This is a genomic window from Ruegeria sp. HKCCD7221, from assembly GCF_013031225.1.
Classification (GTDB): domain Bacteria; phylum Pseudomonadota; class Alphaproteobacteria; order Rhodobacterales; family Rhodobacteraceae; genus Ruegeria.
Map to the genome: position 1 here is coordinate 34,076 of NZ_WPZE01000011.1, position 14,763 is coordinate 48,838.

General features: G+C 58.2%; 8 protein-coding genes. 7 read left to right on the forward strand and 1 reads right to left on the reverse strand.

Going from position 1 to position 14,763, the window contains the following annotated elements; all coding sequences use genetic code 11:
* Nucleotides 1–93: 93 nt before the first annotated feature.
* From GOX73_RS18970 to GOX73_RS19000, 7 genes are all read left to right on the forward strand, one after another.
* A complete protein-coding gene (locus GOX73_RS18970; RefSeq protein ID WP_171135064.1) occupies nucleotides 94–1,659 on the forward strand; it encodes an ABC transporter substrate-binding protein in 1,566 nt (521 codons plus the stop codon).
* Nucleotides 1,660–1,663: 4 nt separating this feature from the next.
* Entirely contained in the window at nucleotides 1,664–2,611 is a 948-nt protein-coding gene (locus GOX73_RS18975) for a glutathione S-transferase family protein (RefSeq protein WP_171126631.1), read from the forward strand.
* Between the two features lie 48 nt (nucleotides 2,612–2,659).
* Nucleotides 2,660–3,640 carry an ABC transporter permease gene (locus GOX73_RS18980; protein WP_171125816.1) on the forward strand — a complete coding sequence of 327 codons (981 nt, stop codon included), beginning with the start codon at nucleotides 2,660–2,662 and terminating at the stop codon, nucleotides 3,638–3,640.
* Nucleotides 3,637–4,587, forward strand: a complete 951-nt coding sequence (locus GOX73_RS18985; protein WP_171125819.1) for an ABC transporter permease — start codon at nucleotides 3,637–3,639, stop codon at nucleotides 4,585–4,587. Before GOX73_RS18980 ends, GOX73_RS18985 begins: the two co-directional genes overlap by 4 nt.
* Before the next feature lie 4 nt (nucleotides 4,588–4,591).
* Nucleotides 4,592–6,301: an ABC transporter ATP-binding protein gene (locus GOX73_RS18990; protein ID WP_171126632.1), complete on the forward strand. Its 1,710-nt coding sequence runs from the start codon at nucleotides 4,592–4,594 to the stop codon at nucleotides 6,299–6,301.
* Between the two features lie 123 nt (nucleotides 6,302–6,424).
* Entirely contained in the window at nucleotides 6,425–9,694 is a 3,270-nt protein-coding gene (locus GOX73_RS18995; protein WP_171126633.1) for an adenylate/guanylate cyclase domain-containing protein, read from the forward strand.
* A gap of 10 nt (nucleotides 9,695–9,704) precedes the next feature.
* A complete protein-coding gene (locus GOX73_RS19000) occupies nucleotides 9,705–10,868 on the forward strand; it encodes a hypothetical protein (protein WP_171126634.1) in 1,164 nt (387 codons plus the stop codon).
* On the opposite strand, the gene GOX73_RS19005 is transcribed toward GOX73_RS19000, so the two are convergent.
* On the reverse strand, nucleotides 10,865–14,494 hold the full coding sequence (locus tag GOX73_RS19005) for a flavoprotein (protein ID WP_171126635.1): 3,630 nt from the start codon (nucleotides 14,492–14,494) through the stop codon (nucleotides 10,865–10,867). The two genes, GOX73_RS19000 and GOX73_RS19005, sit on opposite strands and share 4 nt — an antisense overlap.
* Nucleotides 14,495–14,763 lie beyond the last annotated feature (269 nt).

The window sequence follows — 14,763 nt, forward strand, 5'->3', positions numbered from 1 at the left end:
CCGCGCCCTGTTTTTTTGTGTCGGCCTGAGAATTCCTTGCGTGCGCACAAAAAACCAAGAACACTCGGCAGCAGAAAACAGGGAGACATCACAATGATCCTCAGAAACAGCGCCATTGGCCTGGCCCTTTTAGCTGCGACCAGTGTTCAGGCGGCCGAGTTCAAATGGGCCTCGACCACTGATCCGCAGACCATGGATCCGCACGCCGTCAACTCGGCCCCGGTCCTGGGCTTTCTCAACAATGTCTACGAAGGGCTGGTGCGTCGCGGCAAAGACATGACGGTCGAACCCGCACTGGCCGTAAGCTGGGAGCCCATCGGAGAGGGCGACGGCTGGCGATTCAAGCTGCGTGAGGGCGTGACCTTTCATGATGGCAGCAGTTTTGATGCGCAGGACGTTCTGTTCAGCTATCAGCGCGCCTCGGGTGAGGCCGCCGATACCCGCAGTTGGTTCGCCCCGGTCAGTGAGGTGATTGTGGTAGACGATTACACCGTCGACATCATGACCACAGCACCCAACCCGCTGTTCCCGTCCTCGATCGCCAACTGGATGATCATGGATCAGGGATGGACCGAAGCCAATGATGCCGCTGTGCCCGACAAGGAATCTGGCAACTACGCCACGATCAACGCAAATGGCACCGGGGCCTTCAAGGTGACAGAGCGAGAACCGGGGTTAAAGACTGTGTTAGAGCCGCATGGCGACTGGTGGGGTGAGGTCGAGCACAACATTACCCGCGCCGAGTTCAACCCGATCCAAAACCCGGCGACCGCTGTGGCGGCGCTGCTGTCGGGCGATGTGGACATGATCAACCCTGTCCCCATTCAGGACGTTGCGCGCCTGAAGGAAAATGGCGATGTCGACGTCATTCAGGGGATCGAGGCGCGCGTGATCATGCTGGGCTTTGACCACGAAGCCGAAGCGTTGAAATACACCGATGACGCAGGCAATCCGAACCCGTTCCGTGACGTGCGGGTCCGTCAGGCCATCGCGAACGCGGTGAATGTCGATGCCATTCTCGCCACGACCATGCGTGGCAATGCCGAGGCCGCCTCGCAATTGGTCAGCCCAGTCATGAGTGGTTATTCCGAGGCCAATGCCGAACGCCCCGCCTTTGATGTCGAAGGGGCCAAGGCGTTGCTGGCCGAGGCCGGTTATGCCGATGGGTTCTCGTTCGGTCTGAAATGCCCGAATGACCGATATCTGAATGACGAAGCGGTCTGTCAGGCGATTGTCAGCATGTTGGCTCAGATCGGAGTGACGGCGGAACTGGACGCCATGCCTGTCCGCAACTATTGGCCGGAACTGCGTGAAGACAATTACGACATGTATCTGCTGGGCTGGAGCCCCGGAACCTTTGATGCCGAACATCCCGTGCGCTTCCTTGTCGCCACGCCGAACGAGGAAAAGAAACTGGGCAGTTGGAATTTCGGCGGCTACTCGAACGAGCGGGTAGATGAGCTATTGCCGATGATTCAGTCCGAACTGGACGCCGCAAAACGTCAGGCCATGCTGGATGAGGTGACGGCAATCTATCAGGACGACCATGTGTACGTGCCGATGTATGTGCAGCCCCTAGTCTGGGGGACCGGCAGCAATATCGACCTGACACAACGCCCGGACAATTTCTTCATCCTACGCTGGGTGACGGTGAACTGACCGCATGGGTGTAATGATCGCCGGGGTCTACCATTTGGAAGACCCCGCCCCGGACTCAAAGCTTGACGGCGCATACCGCCGTCAGGCGTCGACCATCCGCAACGCTTTGCCGGGTGATCCTGTTGAAGCGGGTCGGTTCCACCTTTACGCCGCGTGGAACTGCCCTTGGGCGCATCGGGTTTTGCTGACCCGCGCGGTCAAGGGTTTGGAAGACGTGATCACGGTTGCTTATGCCCGCCCGCGTCGAACGCCCGATGGTTGGGTCTATGACTTCGAGGGTGAGTATTCCGATTCCCTGTTCAACGTCACCGCGCTGCATCAGGTCTATGCAAGGGTTGATCCCGCCTATACCGGGCGTATCACGGTTCCCTTGCTGTGGGATCGTGTCGAAAACTGTGCTGTGTCCAATGAATCCGCCGATCTGGTGCGGATGCTGGGTACGCTTGAAGGATATGGCCCGAACCTTGCCCCGCCGGATAAGCTGGAGCAGATCGACTACTGGAACGCAAAGATTTACCCGCACCTGAACAATGGCGTCTATCGCGCCGGGTTTGCCCGCACGCAAGAGGCGTATGAAGCCGGGTTTCAGGACGTCTTCGCCATGCTGGACGAAATCGAATCGCATCTGGACACCAACCGCTATCTTTGCGGTGACGTCCTGACCGAAGCTGATCTGCGCCTGTTTCCGACGCTTGCGCGCTTTGATGTGGCGTATCACTACGCATTCCGCTGCAATTTGCGGCGGCTGGTTGACTACCCGAACCTGTGGGGATATGCGCGCGATCTCTATGCACGACCCGAGATCGGGCGGACAGTCAAACCAGACATCTATAAGGCAGGGTATTTCTCACCATCCGAGCTGAGAAATCCTTTGGGTATTGTCCCGTTGGGGCCAGAGGTCGACTGGACGGCTCCGCAGGATAGACGGTCGCTGTCATCCGCGACATCTTGACCATTCGGTCAGGGCGTGCGTAGACACGAAGATCAATGGGGAAAGTGAATGTTCGCATATATCGTCCGAAGGATGTTCCAATCCGTGATCGTGTTGCTGGTCGTGGGTCTGGTCGCGTTTTCAATGTTCCGGTTTGTTGGCGATCCGATCGACAACATGCTGGGGCAAGAGCGCACTCAGGCTGACATCGACCGCCTTCGCACCGAGCTTGGTTTGGATCAACCGTTTCCAGTTCAATACTTCAAGTTCTTGCAAGGTGCCGTGCAGGGCAATTTCGGCGTTTCATACCGCCAAGGCCGCCCGGTGTCGACGATCATAGCCGAGCGCGCGCCTGCGACTTTGGAGCTTGCCTTTGTGTCCGGTTTCCTTGCGATCACGTTGGGCATCGCTCTGGGCGTATTTACGGCGATACGACGACAAGGGCTCGCTGCGAACGTGATCATGACTGTCAGTCTGATCGGGGTTTCGTTGCCCACGTTTCTAATCGGTATTTTGCTGATCTATATCTTCTCGGTTGAACTTGACCTTCTGCCCAGCTTCGGGAGGGGCGAGACCGTTATGATTGGAGACTGGTGGTCCACAGGTTTTCTGACGACCTCGGGGCTCAAGGCGCTGATCCTCCCGGCGATCACGCTGGGCCTCTATCAGATGACACTGATCATGCGGTTGGTGCGGTCTGAAATGCTTGAGGTGATGCGCGCTGACTATGTCCGCTTTGCCCGTGCCCGTGGATTGTCGGACCGGGTGATCAACTTCCGCCATGCGCTAAAGAACACTCTGGTGCCGGTGATTACCATCACCGGATTGCAGCTTGGGTCGATTATCGCTTTCGCCATCATCACCGAGACTGTGTTCCAGTGGCCGGGTGTCGGCCTGTTGTTCATCAACGCGATCCAGTTCGTCGATATTCCCGTCATGGCCGCCTATCTGATGCTGATTTCGGTCATGTTCGTGACGATCAACCTGATTGTCGATCTTCTTTACTATGCCATTGACCCGCGCCTGCGTGTCGACGCGAGGGCCACATGACCGATACTCTCGATACCCCCAAAGCCCCGGAAAAGACGCGGTTTGCCAAGTTCTGGGACAGCGATTTCGCCTGGTCCTTCCGGCATTCGCCTGTGGCGATTATTGCCACGCTGGTTGTCGTTGTTCTGGTGCTGTCGGCGATCTTTGCGCCGCTGATTGCACCTTATAACCCGTTCGATCCTTCGTCGCTGAACCTGATGAACGGGTTTACGCCGCCTGGCACACCCAACGCGTTCACGCAGGAGACATTTCTGCTGGGCACCGACGATCAGGGGCGGGACGTGTTCTCGACCATCCTGTACGGGATGCGGATTTCCCTGTTCGTGGGGGCCTCAGCGGTGCTTCTGGCTTTGATTATCGGCGTTGTTCTGGGTCTGGTCGCGGCCTATTTCGGTGGCTGGATCGAGACTCTGATCATGCGGATTGCCGACGTACAGCTAACCTTCCCGGCCATTCTGGTCGCCATGCTGATCTTTGGTATCGCAAAGGGTGTTACCCCACCGGAATACAGGGATGAGATGGCGATCTATGTTCTGATCGTCGCGATTGCCTTGTCCGACTGGGTGCAATTCGCGCGCGTGGTGCGCGGCGCGGCGCTGGTTGAGAAAAACAAGGAATACGTTCAGGCCGCGCGCCTGATCGGTCGCGGGTCTTTCCCGATCATGTTCCGCCATATCTTGCCCAACGTCCTCAGCCCGGTTCTGGTGATTGCCACGATCTCATTGGCGCTGGCGATCATTGCCGAGGCGACGCTGAGTTTCCTTGGTGTAGGCGCGCCTCCGACTCAGCCGTCGCTGGGCACGCTGATCCGCATTGGGCAGGGCTTCCTGTTCTCGGGTGAGTGGTGGATTCTGTTCTTCCCGGCCTGCACCCTTCTGGCGCTGGCCTTGTCCGTAAACCTGCTGGGCGACTGGCTGCGCGACGCGCTGAACCCCAAGCTGCGGTGATTTCATGAGCCTTCTGACAATCAATGACCTGACGGTCGAATTCCCGACCCGCCGCCAATTGTTTACCGCCGTGGACCATGTGGATCTGTCGGTTGAACCGGGTGAAATCCATGGGCTTGTGGGCGAATCCGGTGCCGGTAAATCCACTATCGGGGCCGCCATCATGGGGCTGCTGGACCGCCCCGGTCGTATCGCAAGCGGTACGATCAAGTTGAGCGGCGACCAGATCAGCGGTATCGACGCCGAGGCGATGCGTGGGCTGCGCGGCAAGAAGATCTCGATGATCTTTCAGGATCCGCTGACTTCGCTCAACCCGCTGTTCACCGTGCGCGAGCAACTGGTCGAGACTATTCAGGCGCATCTGGGTGGCTCGGATGCCGAGGCCAACAAACGGGCCCGCGATCTGATTGACCGGGTGGGTATCCCTGACCCTGATACGCGGCTGGATCAATACCCGCACCAGTTCTCGGGCGGGATGCGGCAGCGCGTTGTGATCGCTCTGGCGCTTTGCACAGAACCCGACGTGATCATTGCGGATGAGCCGACGACCGCGCTGGATGTGTCTGTTCAGGCGCAGATTCTGGACCTGATCAAGGAACTCGCGACCGAACGGCAGGTGGGCGTCATTCTTATCACGCACGACATGGGTGTGATTGCAGACACCACCGACAAGGTGACGGTGATGTATGCGGGAAAGGTCGTCGAAAGTGGCCCGACATCGCAGGTCATGGGCCAGCCGACCCACGAATATACCAAATCCCTGATCGCCGCCGTGCCGCGCCCGACGCTGAAACTGCATCGCTTTCCCCAGATCAGCTATGGCGGGCGCGAAACCCGCTTTGCGATCGAGGATATGGCCCGCCACTGGCCCAAGGTCGACAATGACACCAGCAAGCCTGTGTTCGAAATTCGCAACTTGACCAAGAAGTTCCTGCAAAAGCGTGGGCTTTTGCCATGGGACCGCACCTATTTCACCGCAGTTGACGATGTCAGCTTTGATATTCGCGCGGGCGAGGTGTTTGGCGTGGTGGGCGAGTCCGGCTCGGGCAAGTCCACGGTCGCGCGGATGATCGCAGGGCTGTATCCGGTTGACGGCGGGTCGATCACTTTTGAAGGCAAGGTGGTCAGCGACCTGACCGACAAAGCCGCGCTGGATGCCTATCGCAAGAACATCCAGATGATCTTTCAGGACCCGTATTCCTCGTTGAACCCACGGATGCGCGTGGATGAGATCGTGGCCGAACCGATCCGTCATCACAGGTTGATGGACGGAACCGACATCAAGCGCCGCGTGGATGAGCTGCTGGATCAGGTGGGGCTGGGTCACGAGGCCGGGTTGAAATACCCGCATGAATTCTCGGGCGGTCAGCGTCAGCGGATTTCGATTGCGCGCGCCCTTGCCACGCAGCCGCGTTTCCTGATCTGTGACGAACCGACCAGTGCGCTGGACGTGTCGATTCAGGCTCAAATCCTGAACATCCTGAAGGATTTGCAGGAACATCTGGGTCTGACCTTGCTGTTCATCAGCCATGACCTTCCGGTGGTGCGCCAGATGTGCGACCGGGTCGCGGTTATGAAACAGGGCAAGGTGGTCGAACTGCAAGAGACCAACGATCTGTTTGCCAACCCGCAAACTGAATACGCAAGCGAATTGCTGCGCCTGATGCCCAAACTCGACGATCTGTCGACCGAGGGGTTAGAAGCTGAAACTTGAACCCAACGCCCGATTTTCGGGCTTTGGGCTATACCAAAAAATTAAATTAGTTAACGATTGCAGACTCGGACGGGTCTGCTGTGCTACGCCTATGTCTGAAGTTGGGGGCTTCAGAGGGGCGATATGTCTCAGGACCTTAGGGACTGGCTAAGCGCACTTGGTTTGTCTGACTATGCGCAGGCCTTTTTGGATAACAAAATTGATTTCGCAATTTTGCCCGATCTGACGGGCGAAGACCTGATCGAAATCGGAGTGACCGCCGTCGGTGACCGCCGGCGTCTTTTGCGTGCGATTTCCGAACTTGAACCAGTCGACCTTGTTCAACCTTATGAACCGCAAACCCCGCTTGAGCCCGCAAAGCGACAAGTCACGGTCATGTTCGCGGACCTCACAGGGTTTACCCGGCTGTCCAGCGAGTTGGACGCCGAGGACATGCACGCGCTGCTGAACGAGTTCTTTCACAAGGTGGATCACGTCGTCGAAAAATTCGGAGGACGGATCGACAAGCATATCGGCGACGCGGTGATGGCTGTATTCGGCGCGCCGATTTCACACACCAACGATACCGAACGCGCAGCGCGGGCTGCGTTGGAGATTCATGCGGCTCTGCCCACCCTGACACGGCCCCTGTCCTGCCATATCGGAATCGCATCGGGGCAGGTCATCGCCAGCACGACAGGCAGCGAAGCCCATACCGAATACACCGTCACCGGCGACGGGGTGAACCTTGCCTCGCGGGTGACAGACATGGCTGCGCCGGGTGAAACGCTTGTGTCACATGACATTCAGCGCGCGTTGGGGCCGCTTTTCGTGGGCGAGTCTATGGGGGCCAAGGCCATCAAGGGCCTGAACGAACCCATCGAGCTTTGGCGGCTGGATCGGATGGCGAGGAACATCCGTTCGCGCCGTCACCGTTTTGTGGGTCGCGAGCGCGAGATGTCGTTGTTCTCGGCCACGTTCGACCGATGCCAGCGGCACGGCAAGGGCGAGGTTCATATCGTTCTGGGTGAGCCGGGCATCGGCAAGACGCACTTGTCTGAACAGGTTGCCGAACTTGCCGACAGCTTGTCTTACGCCGTGCATACCGGCGTCGTCATGGATTTCGGTGCGCGCGAGGGGCATTCAGCCATTCAATCCGTGGCCCGCAGCATGTTGGGGCTTGAGGCAACCGATAACGCCGAAACCTGCGCTGAGGTGGCCAAAAGCGCAATCGGCAAGGGTTGGGTGTCGCCGTCCAATGCCACGCATCTGAACGCGCTGCTTGAGCTTGAACAGGACCCCGGACTGGCCGAAGTCTATGCAGTCATGGACAATGCCACCCGCCTGCGCGGGCGGCGTCAGGTGATTGACGAGTTGATTGCCGCCTGCAGTCAGGACAGCCCGCTCTTGATCCAGATCGAGGATATCCACTGGGCGACGCCCGACATCCTGACGGCTTGCGCCCATATCGCGGCCGCTACGCGTGACCTGCCTTGTGTGTTGCTGATGACCAGCCGTGTCGAAGGCGACCCGATTGATCGCGATTGGCAGCTTGGCACCGAGGGCGCGCTGGTTTCGAAACTGGAACTGGCACCTATGGGGGATGATCAGGCCCGGCAACTGGTCGAAGAGTTCACCGGCATAGACCCCGAACTTCTGGACGCCTGTGTGCGTCGGGCAGGTGGCAACCCGCTGTTTCTTGAGCAGTTGCTGCGCAATATCGACGTGCTCAAGCGAGACTCGGTTCCCGGCAGCATCCAAGGCATTGTTCAGTCACGGCTGGATGCATTGGATCCGTCCAGCCGATCCGCGATTCAGGCGGCCTCGGTTCTGGGGCAGCGTTTCTGGCCTGAGGTTTTGAACTTTATTCTGGGAAAAGGGCATCTGGATACCTCGACACTGATCCGCTCGGCCCTGATCCGCGAGGCAGGGACAGATCTGATGTTTGCGCACGCCCTGATCCGGGACGGGTCCTATGCCACGCTGGTAAAGTCCGAGCGTACACGGCTGCACCGCGAGGCTGCCAAATGGTTTGAAGAGCGGGACGCGACCCTGCGCGCACAGCATTTGGATCGCGCCGGGGCCAGCAACGCGGCGCAAGCCTATCTTGAGGCCGCTGAAAACCTGATTCAGGGCTTCCAATATGATGAAGCCAGCCCCCTGATCGAGCGCGCTTTGGAATTACCGGCCCCGGATGGTGTTCGGTTCGATCTGTTGTGCGCACGCGGGGAAACGCACCGGTTGCAGGGATATTCAGAAGACGCGCTGCGCGAGTTCAAAGAAGCAGCCAGTCTTGCCGAAACCGATGAGCAGACCTGCCGCGCCTATATCGGGTTGGCGCAAACCGACCGGCAGGCAAGCCTGTACCAAGAGGCGCTGGATAGCCTTGAAATCGCCGAGGCTGCCGCTGAACGCTGCGGATCGGAAAGAGACATCGCGCAGATCAACTATGTGCGCGGCAACATCTATTTCCCGCTGGGTCAGGTCGAAAAGGCACTGGCCAGCAATGAAAAAGCGCTGACTTTGGCGCGCAAGTTACAATCGGCGCGGTTGGAGGTGGGCGCTCTTAGCGGCTTTGGTGACGCCAATTTCATGAATGCCACCATGCGGTCGGCGACCGGGTTTTACACGCAGGCCGTCGAGCGTGCGCGCGAAGAAGGGTTGGTGCGGGATATGGCTGCAAACCTGCACAATCTCAGTGTTGCGCGCAGTTATTCCGGCGACGTGGCGCAAGGCAAGGTGGACGCGCAGGAAGCCATAGAGATTTCGCAGAAGTACTTTGCCTTTGTGCCGGAATGTGTGGCCCAAACATGTCTTGGTGTGGCGCAGACCTTTTTGGGTGAAATGGACGGCGCGCTGGAGTCCTTTACCCTCTCGGCCGAAATTGCCGCCCGAGTTGGGGCCAAGCGGCTGGAGGCGCAGGCGCTGGAGCATCTGGCACGTACACAGGTCTATGCCGGGCAGAAGGATCAGGCGCGCGAAACAGGTCGGCGGGCCGTGGACATTGCGTTGGAACATGGGCGCAACTTTGTGGGGCCAAAGGCGCTGTCGGCGCTGGCCTTGGCTGAAACAGACCCTGACAAACAGGATCAACACTTGAAACTGGGCGCACAGATCATTGCCGAGGGCTGCGTCGGGCACAGCCATTTGCATTTCTACCCCGATGCAAGCGCCGTCATGCTGGCGCGGCAGGAATGGGACAAGGCCACCGGATATGCCGACGCATTGGCCCGTTTTACCGCCGATGAGCCTTTGCCAATGGTCGATCTTTCGATCCAGCACACCAAGGTTCTGGCCGCGTGCGGTGGTTGGGGCATCCCGTTAAGCGCACATGAAGAGTTCGAAGCGCTGGGCGCTGGTTTCTCTGAGATGGGTATCACACAGTCCCTGGTCGGACGTCTGGACCAAGTTTGAAAGGGACTGAATGAGTATCGAAAAGAAGGTTTGGTTGATTTCCGGTGCCCTGACGCTTGGACTGCTTGTGTTGTTGTTCAGGCTGTTGGTGGCGCTGAACCATTTCGAAGGCGACCCGACGCAACTGCCTGATCAGGCATCGGTCGACGGCTATCTGCAAGACCTGGAAAACGTGCCGGAGTATCAGGTCAGGACCGGAATTTTCATCAAGTCGTTTGTTTTCACCGATGCCAGCGATGTCCATGTCACCGGATATGTCTGGCAGCATTACGAAGACGGTGTGCATGACGCGATCAAACCGACCGGCGATGCTGTCGGGTTCGTGCTGCCCGATGCCTCGGACGCCGCCAGCGGGATGATCGAAGAAGCCTATCGCATGGATCAGGACGGCGAAGAACTGATCGGCTGGTATTTTGAACAGACCCTACGGCAGAATTTCGACTACACCAGCTATCCCTTCGACCATAAAACCGTATGGGTCCGGTTCTGGCCCGCCAGTTTCGACACCGCCGTGGCCCTGATCCCCGATTTCGCGGCCTATCCAGCCACGGGCCCCGATGACATATTCGGGATCGACAGCCGCATCGTCATGGGCACGTGGGAGCGCGAGAATACCTATTTCGACTATCGCCTGTCCGATCTGGGCACCACGCTGGGCATCAGTGATGCCGAATTCCAGACCAACCTGCCCGAGTTGCACTATAACTTTGTCATCAAGCGCAACTTCGGCAACGCCTTCGTCGTTCACATGATCCCCCTGATCGTCGTTACGATGCTGCTGTTTGGCGCAGTCATGACCGTGACCCGCCGGCCCGAGTTGATCGAGCGGCACGATTTCAGCACCTCTAGCGTGATTGGCACCTGTTCGGTTCTGTTCTTCGTGATCCTGCTGGCGCATGTGCAACTGCGTGAAGGCTTTGCCGGATCGCCGGTGATCTATATGGAATCGTTCTTTTTCCTGATGTATTTCCTGTTGCTGGCCGTTTCGGTGAACACCTACCTGTTCGCGTCCGAGGCCGTGCCGTCTCTGCGGTTCATCCACTACCGGGACAACCTGATCCCAAAGGCCGCGTTCTGGCCCTTTGTGTTGATTTGCACGGTGGCGATCACGGCCTACAACCTTAGTCTCAAGGCCGACCCCGAGGATGAAGCCGTGATCGAGATGCTTAACTAGGGCGTTGGCTGGAACCCCGGTTTCGGCGTGCCCGTGGCCATGTCCAGCGTGTATTCCGCCACGATGCCGGACGTGCCGTCGGCCCATTGGTCCAGATATTTGGTCGGGTGGGCGATGACGTAGACATAGGCAGGCTTCTTGACCCCGTCCATCAGCACGTTGATCCGCTTGCGGACATAGACATTCTCGGGCGAGCCGGGGCCGTGATAGCCTTCGAGCTTGTCCAACTCCTTCAGCCCCGAGGATGAGACGCGATAGACCTCACCCCGGATGGGTTCGCCACGCCCTTTCTGATCGACCAGCGTGGCCATCCGGTGCAGGTAGCCGCAATTGGGATTGTCGCAATGCGGCTCGTGCGGGACGATCAGGGGCATGCGTTGCCGGGTAACGGCCTCACCCACGAAATCGTCCAGCACGTCTGCATGGGCGTCGTGGTTGGGGAACCCTTTCTTGAGCGACCCGTAGGTGAAATACAGATAGGTCCGCTCGCGGTCGTCGATCAGATCATTGTCGTGGTCTTCCTCGGGCGCGATGACGGTATGGGCATTGGCCCAGTCATCCAGCATGGCCCTGATCTTGGGTTTGACCTGCTTTACGTCTTTGGCATTCTTCGGGTCCCGCAGGAAGTTGATGCAGTTGCTGGCGTCGATCCCCGGCGCGCCTAGAAGCACTTCGACCATTTTGGCCGAGTTGTTCATCACCGCCACATGCAGGCTGGTAAACCCGTGATCGTTGGTGGCGTTGACGTCGATGCCGCGGTTAATCAACTCCTGCGCCGCCTCAAGATCGGGCTTGCCAAGGTTCTGGCCGTTTTCATGCAGCTCGCCTTCGCCACCCGCCGCATAGTGCAGAAGGGTATCGCCGTTGCTGTCATCCACGATGTCGATCCCGGCCATGCCCTTGTCGATAGCGTCAAAAACACGAGTCCATTGCGCGAACTCGTCCGAGGCTGCAGCCTCCTGCGCCCATTTGCAGATATTGTGTTCCTGATCGGCCAGTTCTTCGAACGCCTCGTCCAACACCTCCATGATCTGATCCGGGGTGGCCATCATGCCGATCCCCATCATGCCGTTGGACAATCGACCCTTGCGCGGGCCAACGATATCGACCCCCAGATCGCGCAGTTTTTCGACATTGTTCTGGGTGGTGACATTGTTCCACATGTTTGTGTTGCAAGCCGGGCAGAGGATCACCGGCTTGTTCCGGTATTGCCATGCCACAAAGACCGAGGTCAGCAGGTTGTCGGCGATCCCGTTGGCGATCTTGCCCATCGTGTTGCAGGTCACCGGCGCCACGATCACGCAGTCGGCCCAGTCACACAGCGCCAGATGCGAGGCGCGCAGGGGCATCCCGAACTCGGTATAGCGGAAATTCCATTCGTCATCGTCGCGGTAATAGTCGTGATGCGAGATGTAATCCTCGATCGTCTTTGGTTTGGCTTTCTTGATATTGCCGGTTTCCTCTTCGACCTCGATATCGCGGAAAAACTTCTCGGCTGACACGGACGGGATCAGCTTGACGTTATGCCCCGCATCCTTGATCCGCTTGACCAGATCGGGAACCTTGTCTGCCGCCGACGACCCGCAGGCACACAGCAGCACATTGCGCTTTTCGCTGGGCGCATCGGTCAACCCGCCCTTGGGGTAGCCAAAGATGTTCTTGTCCAGACTGGGCGATTCATGGCGCAGCAGCACCGGCAGCCCGGCTTCCTTGACGCTTTTCTGAAAGCTGCCATCCAGCACCACATCGACAATATCTTTTCTGCGACCCAGGCATTCGCCCTTGAAGAACAGGTAGGGTGGGTTTTCCTTCCCAGTCATTATCGTCAATTGCCGCCGCATTTTCATTACGTTGGCCCCGTGGCCTTCGACGTCAATCAGCCGGGCACTGGTGATGCCGATATTGGCCAACATACTGCGCAGCATATAGGACCAGGGGTCCTCATCCGCGTAGAACAGCACAATCGGGTTGGTGTTGACGATGCGTTCGACATCCGTGGGGTCTTCGGGCGGTTCATGTTCCTCGATCACCAACATTGCCGGGTTTCCGAGGTCGCGCAGACCGCGGAAGATATGCCCGCGCGGGGCCTGCCAGACTTGCGAGGTTGCCGGGCTCATATCCACGACCGTAACCAGATCGGTCTTTTCGTCATAGGCGATGCAAAGGCACCAGAACTCTTCCAGCAGGGCTGTCTCGCGAAAGACATTTGCGGGGGGGCGGATGACTTCGAACCCCAGCACGCGGTTGAAATCAATATTGATCATCAGATGGCGATCGTCGTGCGCATTCAGGCTGTGCAACTGATCGCGGAACCAGTCCTCGGGCGATTTGTCGTCCTTGTCGGGGCGTTCTGCATAGCTTCGGAAAGTGCTGCCCAGATGCACGTCAGGTGTCTGGCTGAGATAGCGCTGCGCCAGCGCGTGCATCTCCTTGGCCGTGGAAACCCGGCTGAGCGCGTCTGTCAGATTGGCCTGTGTCGCGATCAGCAGCTTGTCTTCGTCGACCTGCTGGTCGCCCAGAATGTTCAGGCTTTCGGCCAAAACCCCCATCGAATTCATGTTAGGGCTGGCCCGCCGGAACAGGTTGCGGCGTTTCTTGGGGTCTTTTGCCAGATATTCGGTGCTGTCTACGTAATTGCAATCCTGTTGCAGCGTTTGCAGCGTGGTCTTCACCGCATCCAATGCCGAGAACCGCAAAATCCCCCGCGACCGCATCGAGGTTCCGTCGCGGTCGGACATACCTGCCCATAGCCGGTCAATCGTCGTCACCCACAGCTTGCCGTATTTCTCGGGGTGGACATCCATCATATGCACCAACCCGGTGCTGGGGTTGCATTTCGCGATGATCGCAAAGTGACCGCCGGGCATGTTCTGTTTGCCATGCGCCACGCCGACCTGAAAATTCGCCACCAGAATGTCGTTGTCGCCGCCCACCCGGTTGGATTCGTCAATCGCCGCAAGCAGCAGATCGACCGAGGTCGTGGCCTCGTCCATGAAATAGGCCTGCACTTGTATCTTCTTGCGCAGGCCCTGCGTGTGGATGAATGTGCAGGCGACGTCATAAAGCTCGCCCAATGAAATCCCGTCATTCACAACAAAGGATGTGGGCAAAGCGCATTCGCGGAAGATGTCGTTGACCTCGCAACTGAAGCCCAATGCCGACATGCTGAGCGCGGCCGCCGTGACACTGCAACAGTTGATCGGTTGCTGGAAGTTCTGCAAATGCACGCTGACCAGATCGCCGAACAGGGTTGCGTAACAGGCTTCGCGGATTTTGACCGGGATTTCGAACCATTGGTTGCTGGACAGGTAAGCCAGCTTGGTGCCGGGCGTGGCCACGGCCTCGAGGCTGACGGGAATGTCAAAGATTTCAAGATGCTCTTCATAGAAATAGTCGCCGGTATCGGCGGTGGTCAAAGTTGTTCCGTCCTGCCGTAACTGGACGATGCCGGAAAGAACGACATACATGCCCTGCGGAGGCAGAACCGTTTCTTCTGCAATGTCGAAGAATTCGAAATGCGCGTTAATTGCCGCGCTGTCGCTGGATGAAAGAATGGAATGAATCAGTTTCCAATCCCCATCCGTCGGCTCGAATGGTTTTGAATTATCAATCGGATCTTTTGGCACGCTTATTCCCCCTGAACTCGTCTTGAAACTATCACTGACCAACACCGGCTCTTGGCTGGTAACGGGCCCCAAATCGGTTAGCTGGAAACGAAACCGCCCCTCATAGCGCCCGGCGCTGGATGGGCTGGAGTTTGCAAGGAATTAGTGCGCAATACCGGCCCAATAGAGCGCACATTATCGTATTTGTTGACGAAAATCACTGATACAGTTGGGGTGGCGCCCCCTGCCAACGGCACGGGGGTCAATGGTTGATTGCGTTCAGGTCACAA

Bases quoted from the DNA above. Each gene is read 5' to 3' on its own strand.
- GOX73_RS18995 (WP_171126633.1), top strand. From the start codon at position 6,425: ATGTCTCAGGACCTTAGGGACTGGCTAAGCGCACTTGGTTTGTCTGAC.
- GOX73_RS18975 (WP_171126631.1), top strand. From the start codon at position 1,664: ATGGGTGTAATGATCGCCGGGGTCTACCATTTGGAAGACCCCGCCCCG.
- GOX73_RS18980 (WP_171125816.1), top strand. From the start codon at position 2,660: ATGTTCGCATATATCGTCCGAAGGATGTTCCAATCCGTGATCGTGTTG.
- GOX73_RS18970 (WP_171135064.1), top strand. From the start codon at position 94: ATGATCCTCAGAAACAGCGCCATTGGCCTGGCCCTTTTAGCTGCGACC.
- GOX73_RS19000 (WP_171126634.1), top strand. From the start codon at position 9,705: ATGAGTATCGAAAAGAAGGTTTGGTTGATTTCCGGTGCCCTGACGCTT.
- GOX73_RS18985 (WP_171125819.1), top strand. From the start codon at position 3,637: ATGACCGATACTCTCGATACCCCCAAAGCCCCGGAAAAGACGCGGTTT.
- GOX73_RS18990 (WP_171126632.1), top strand. From the start codon at position 4,592: ATGAGCCTTCTGACAATCAATGACCTGACGGTCGAATTCCCGACCCGC.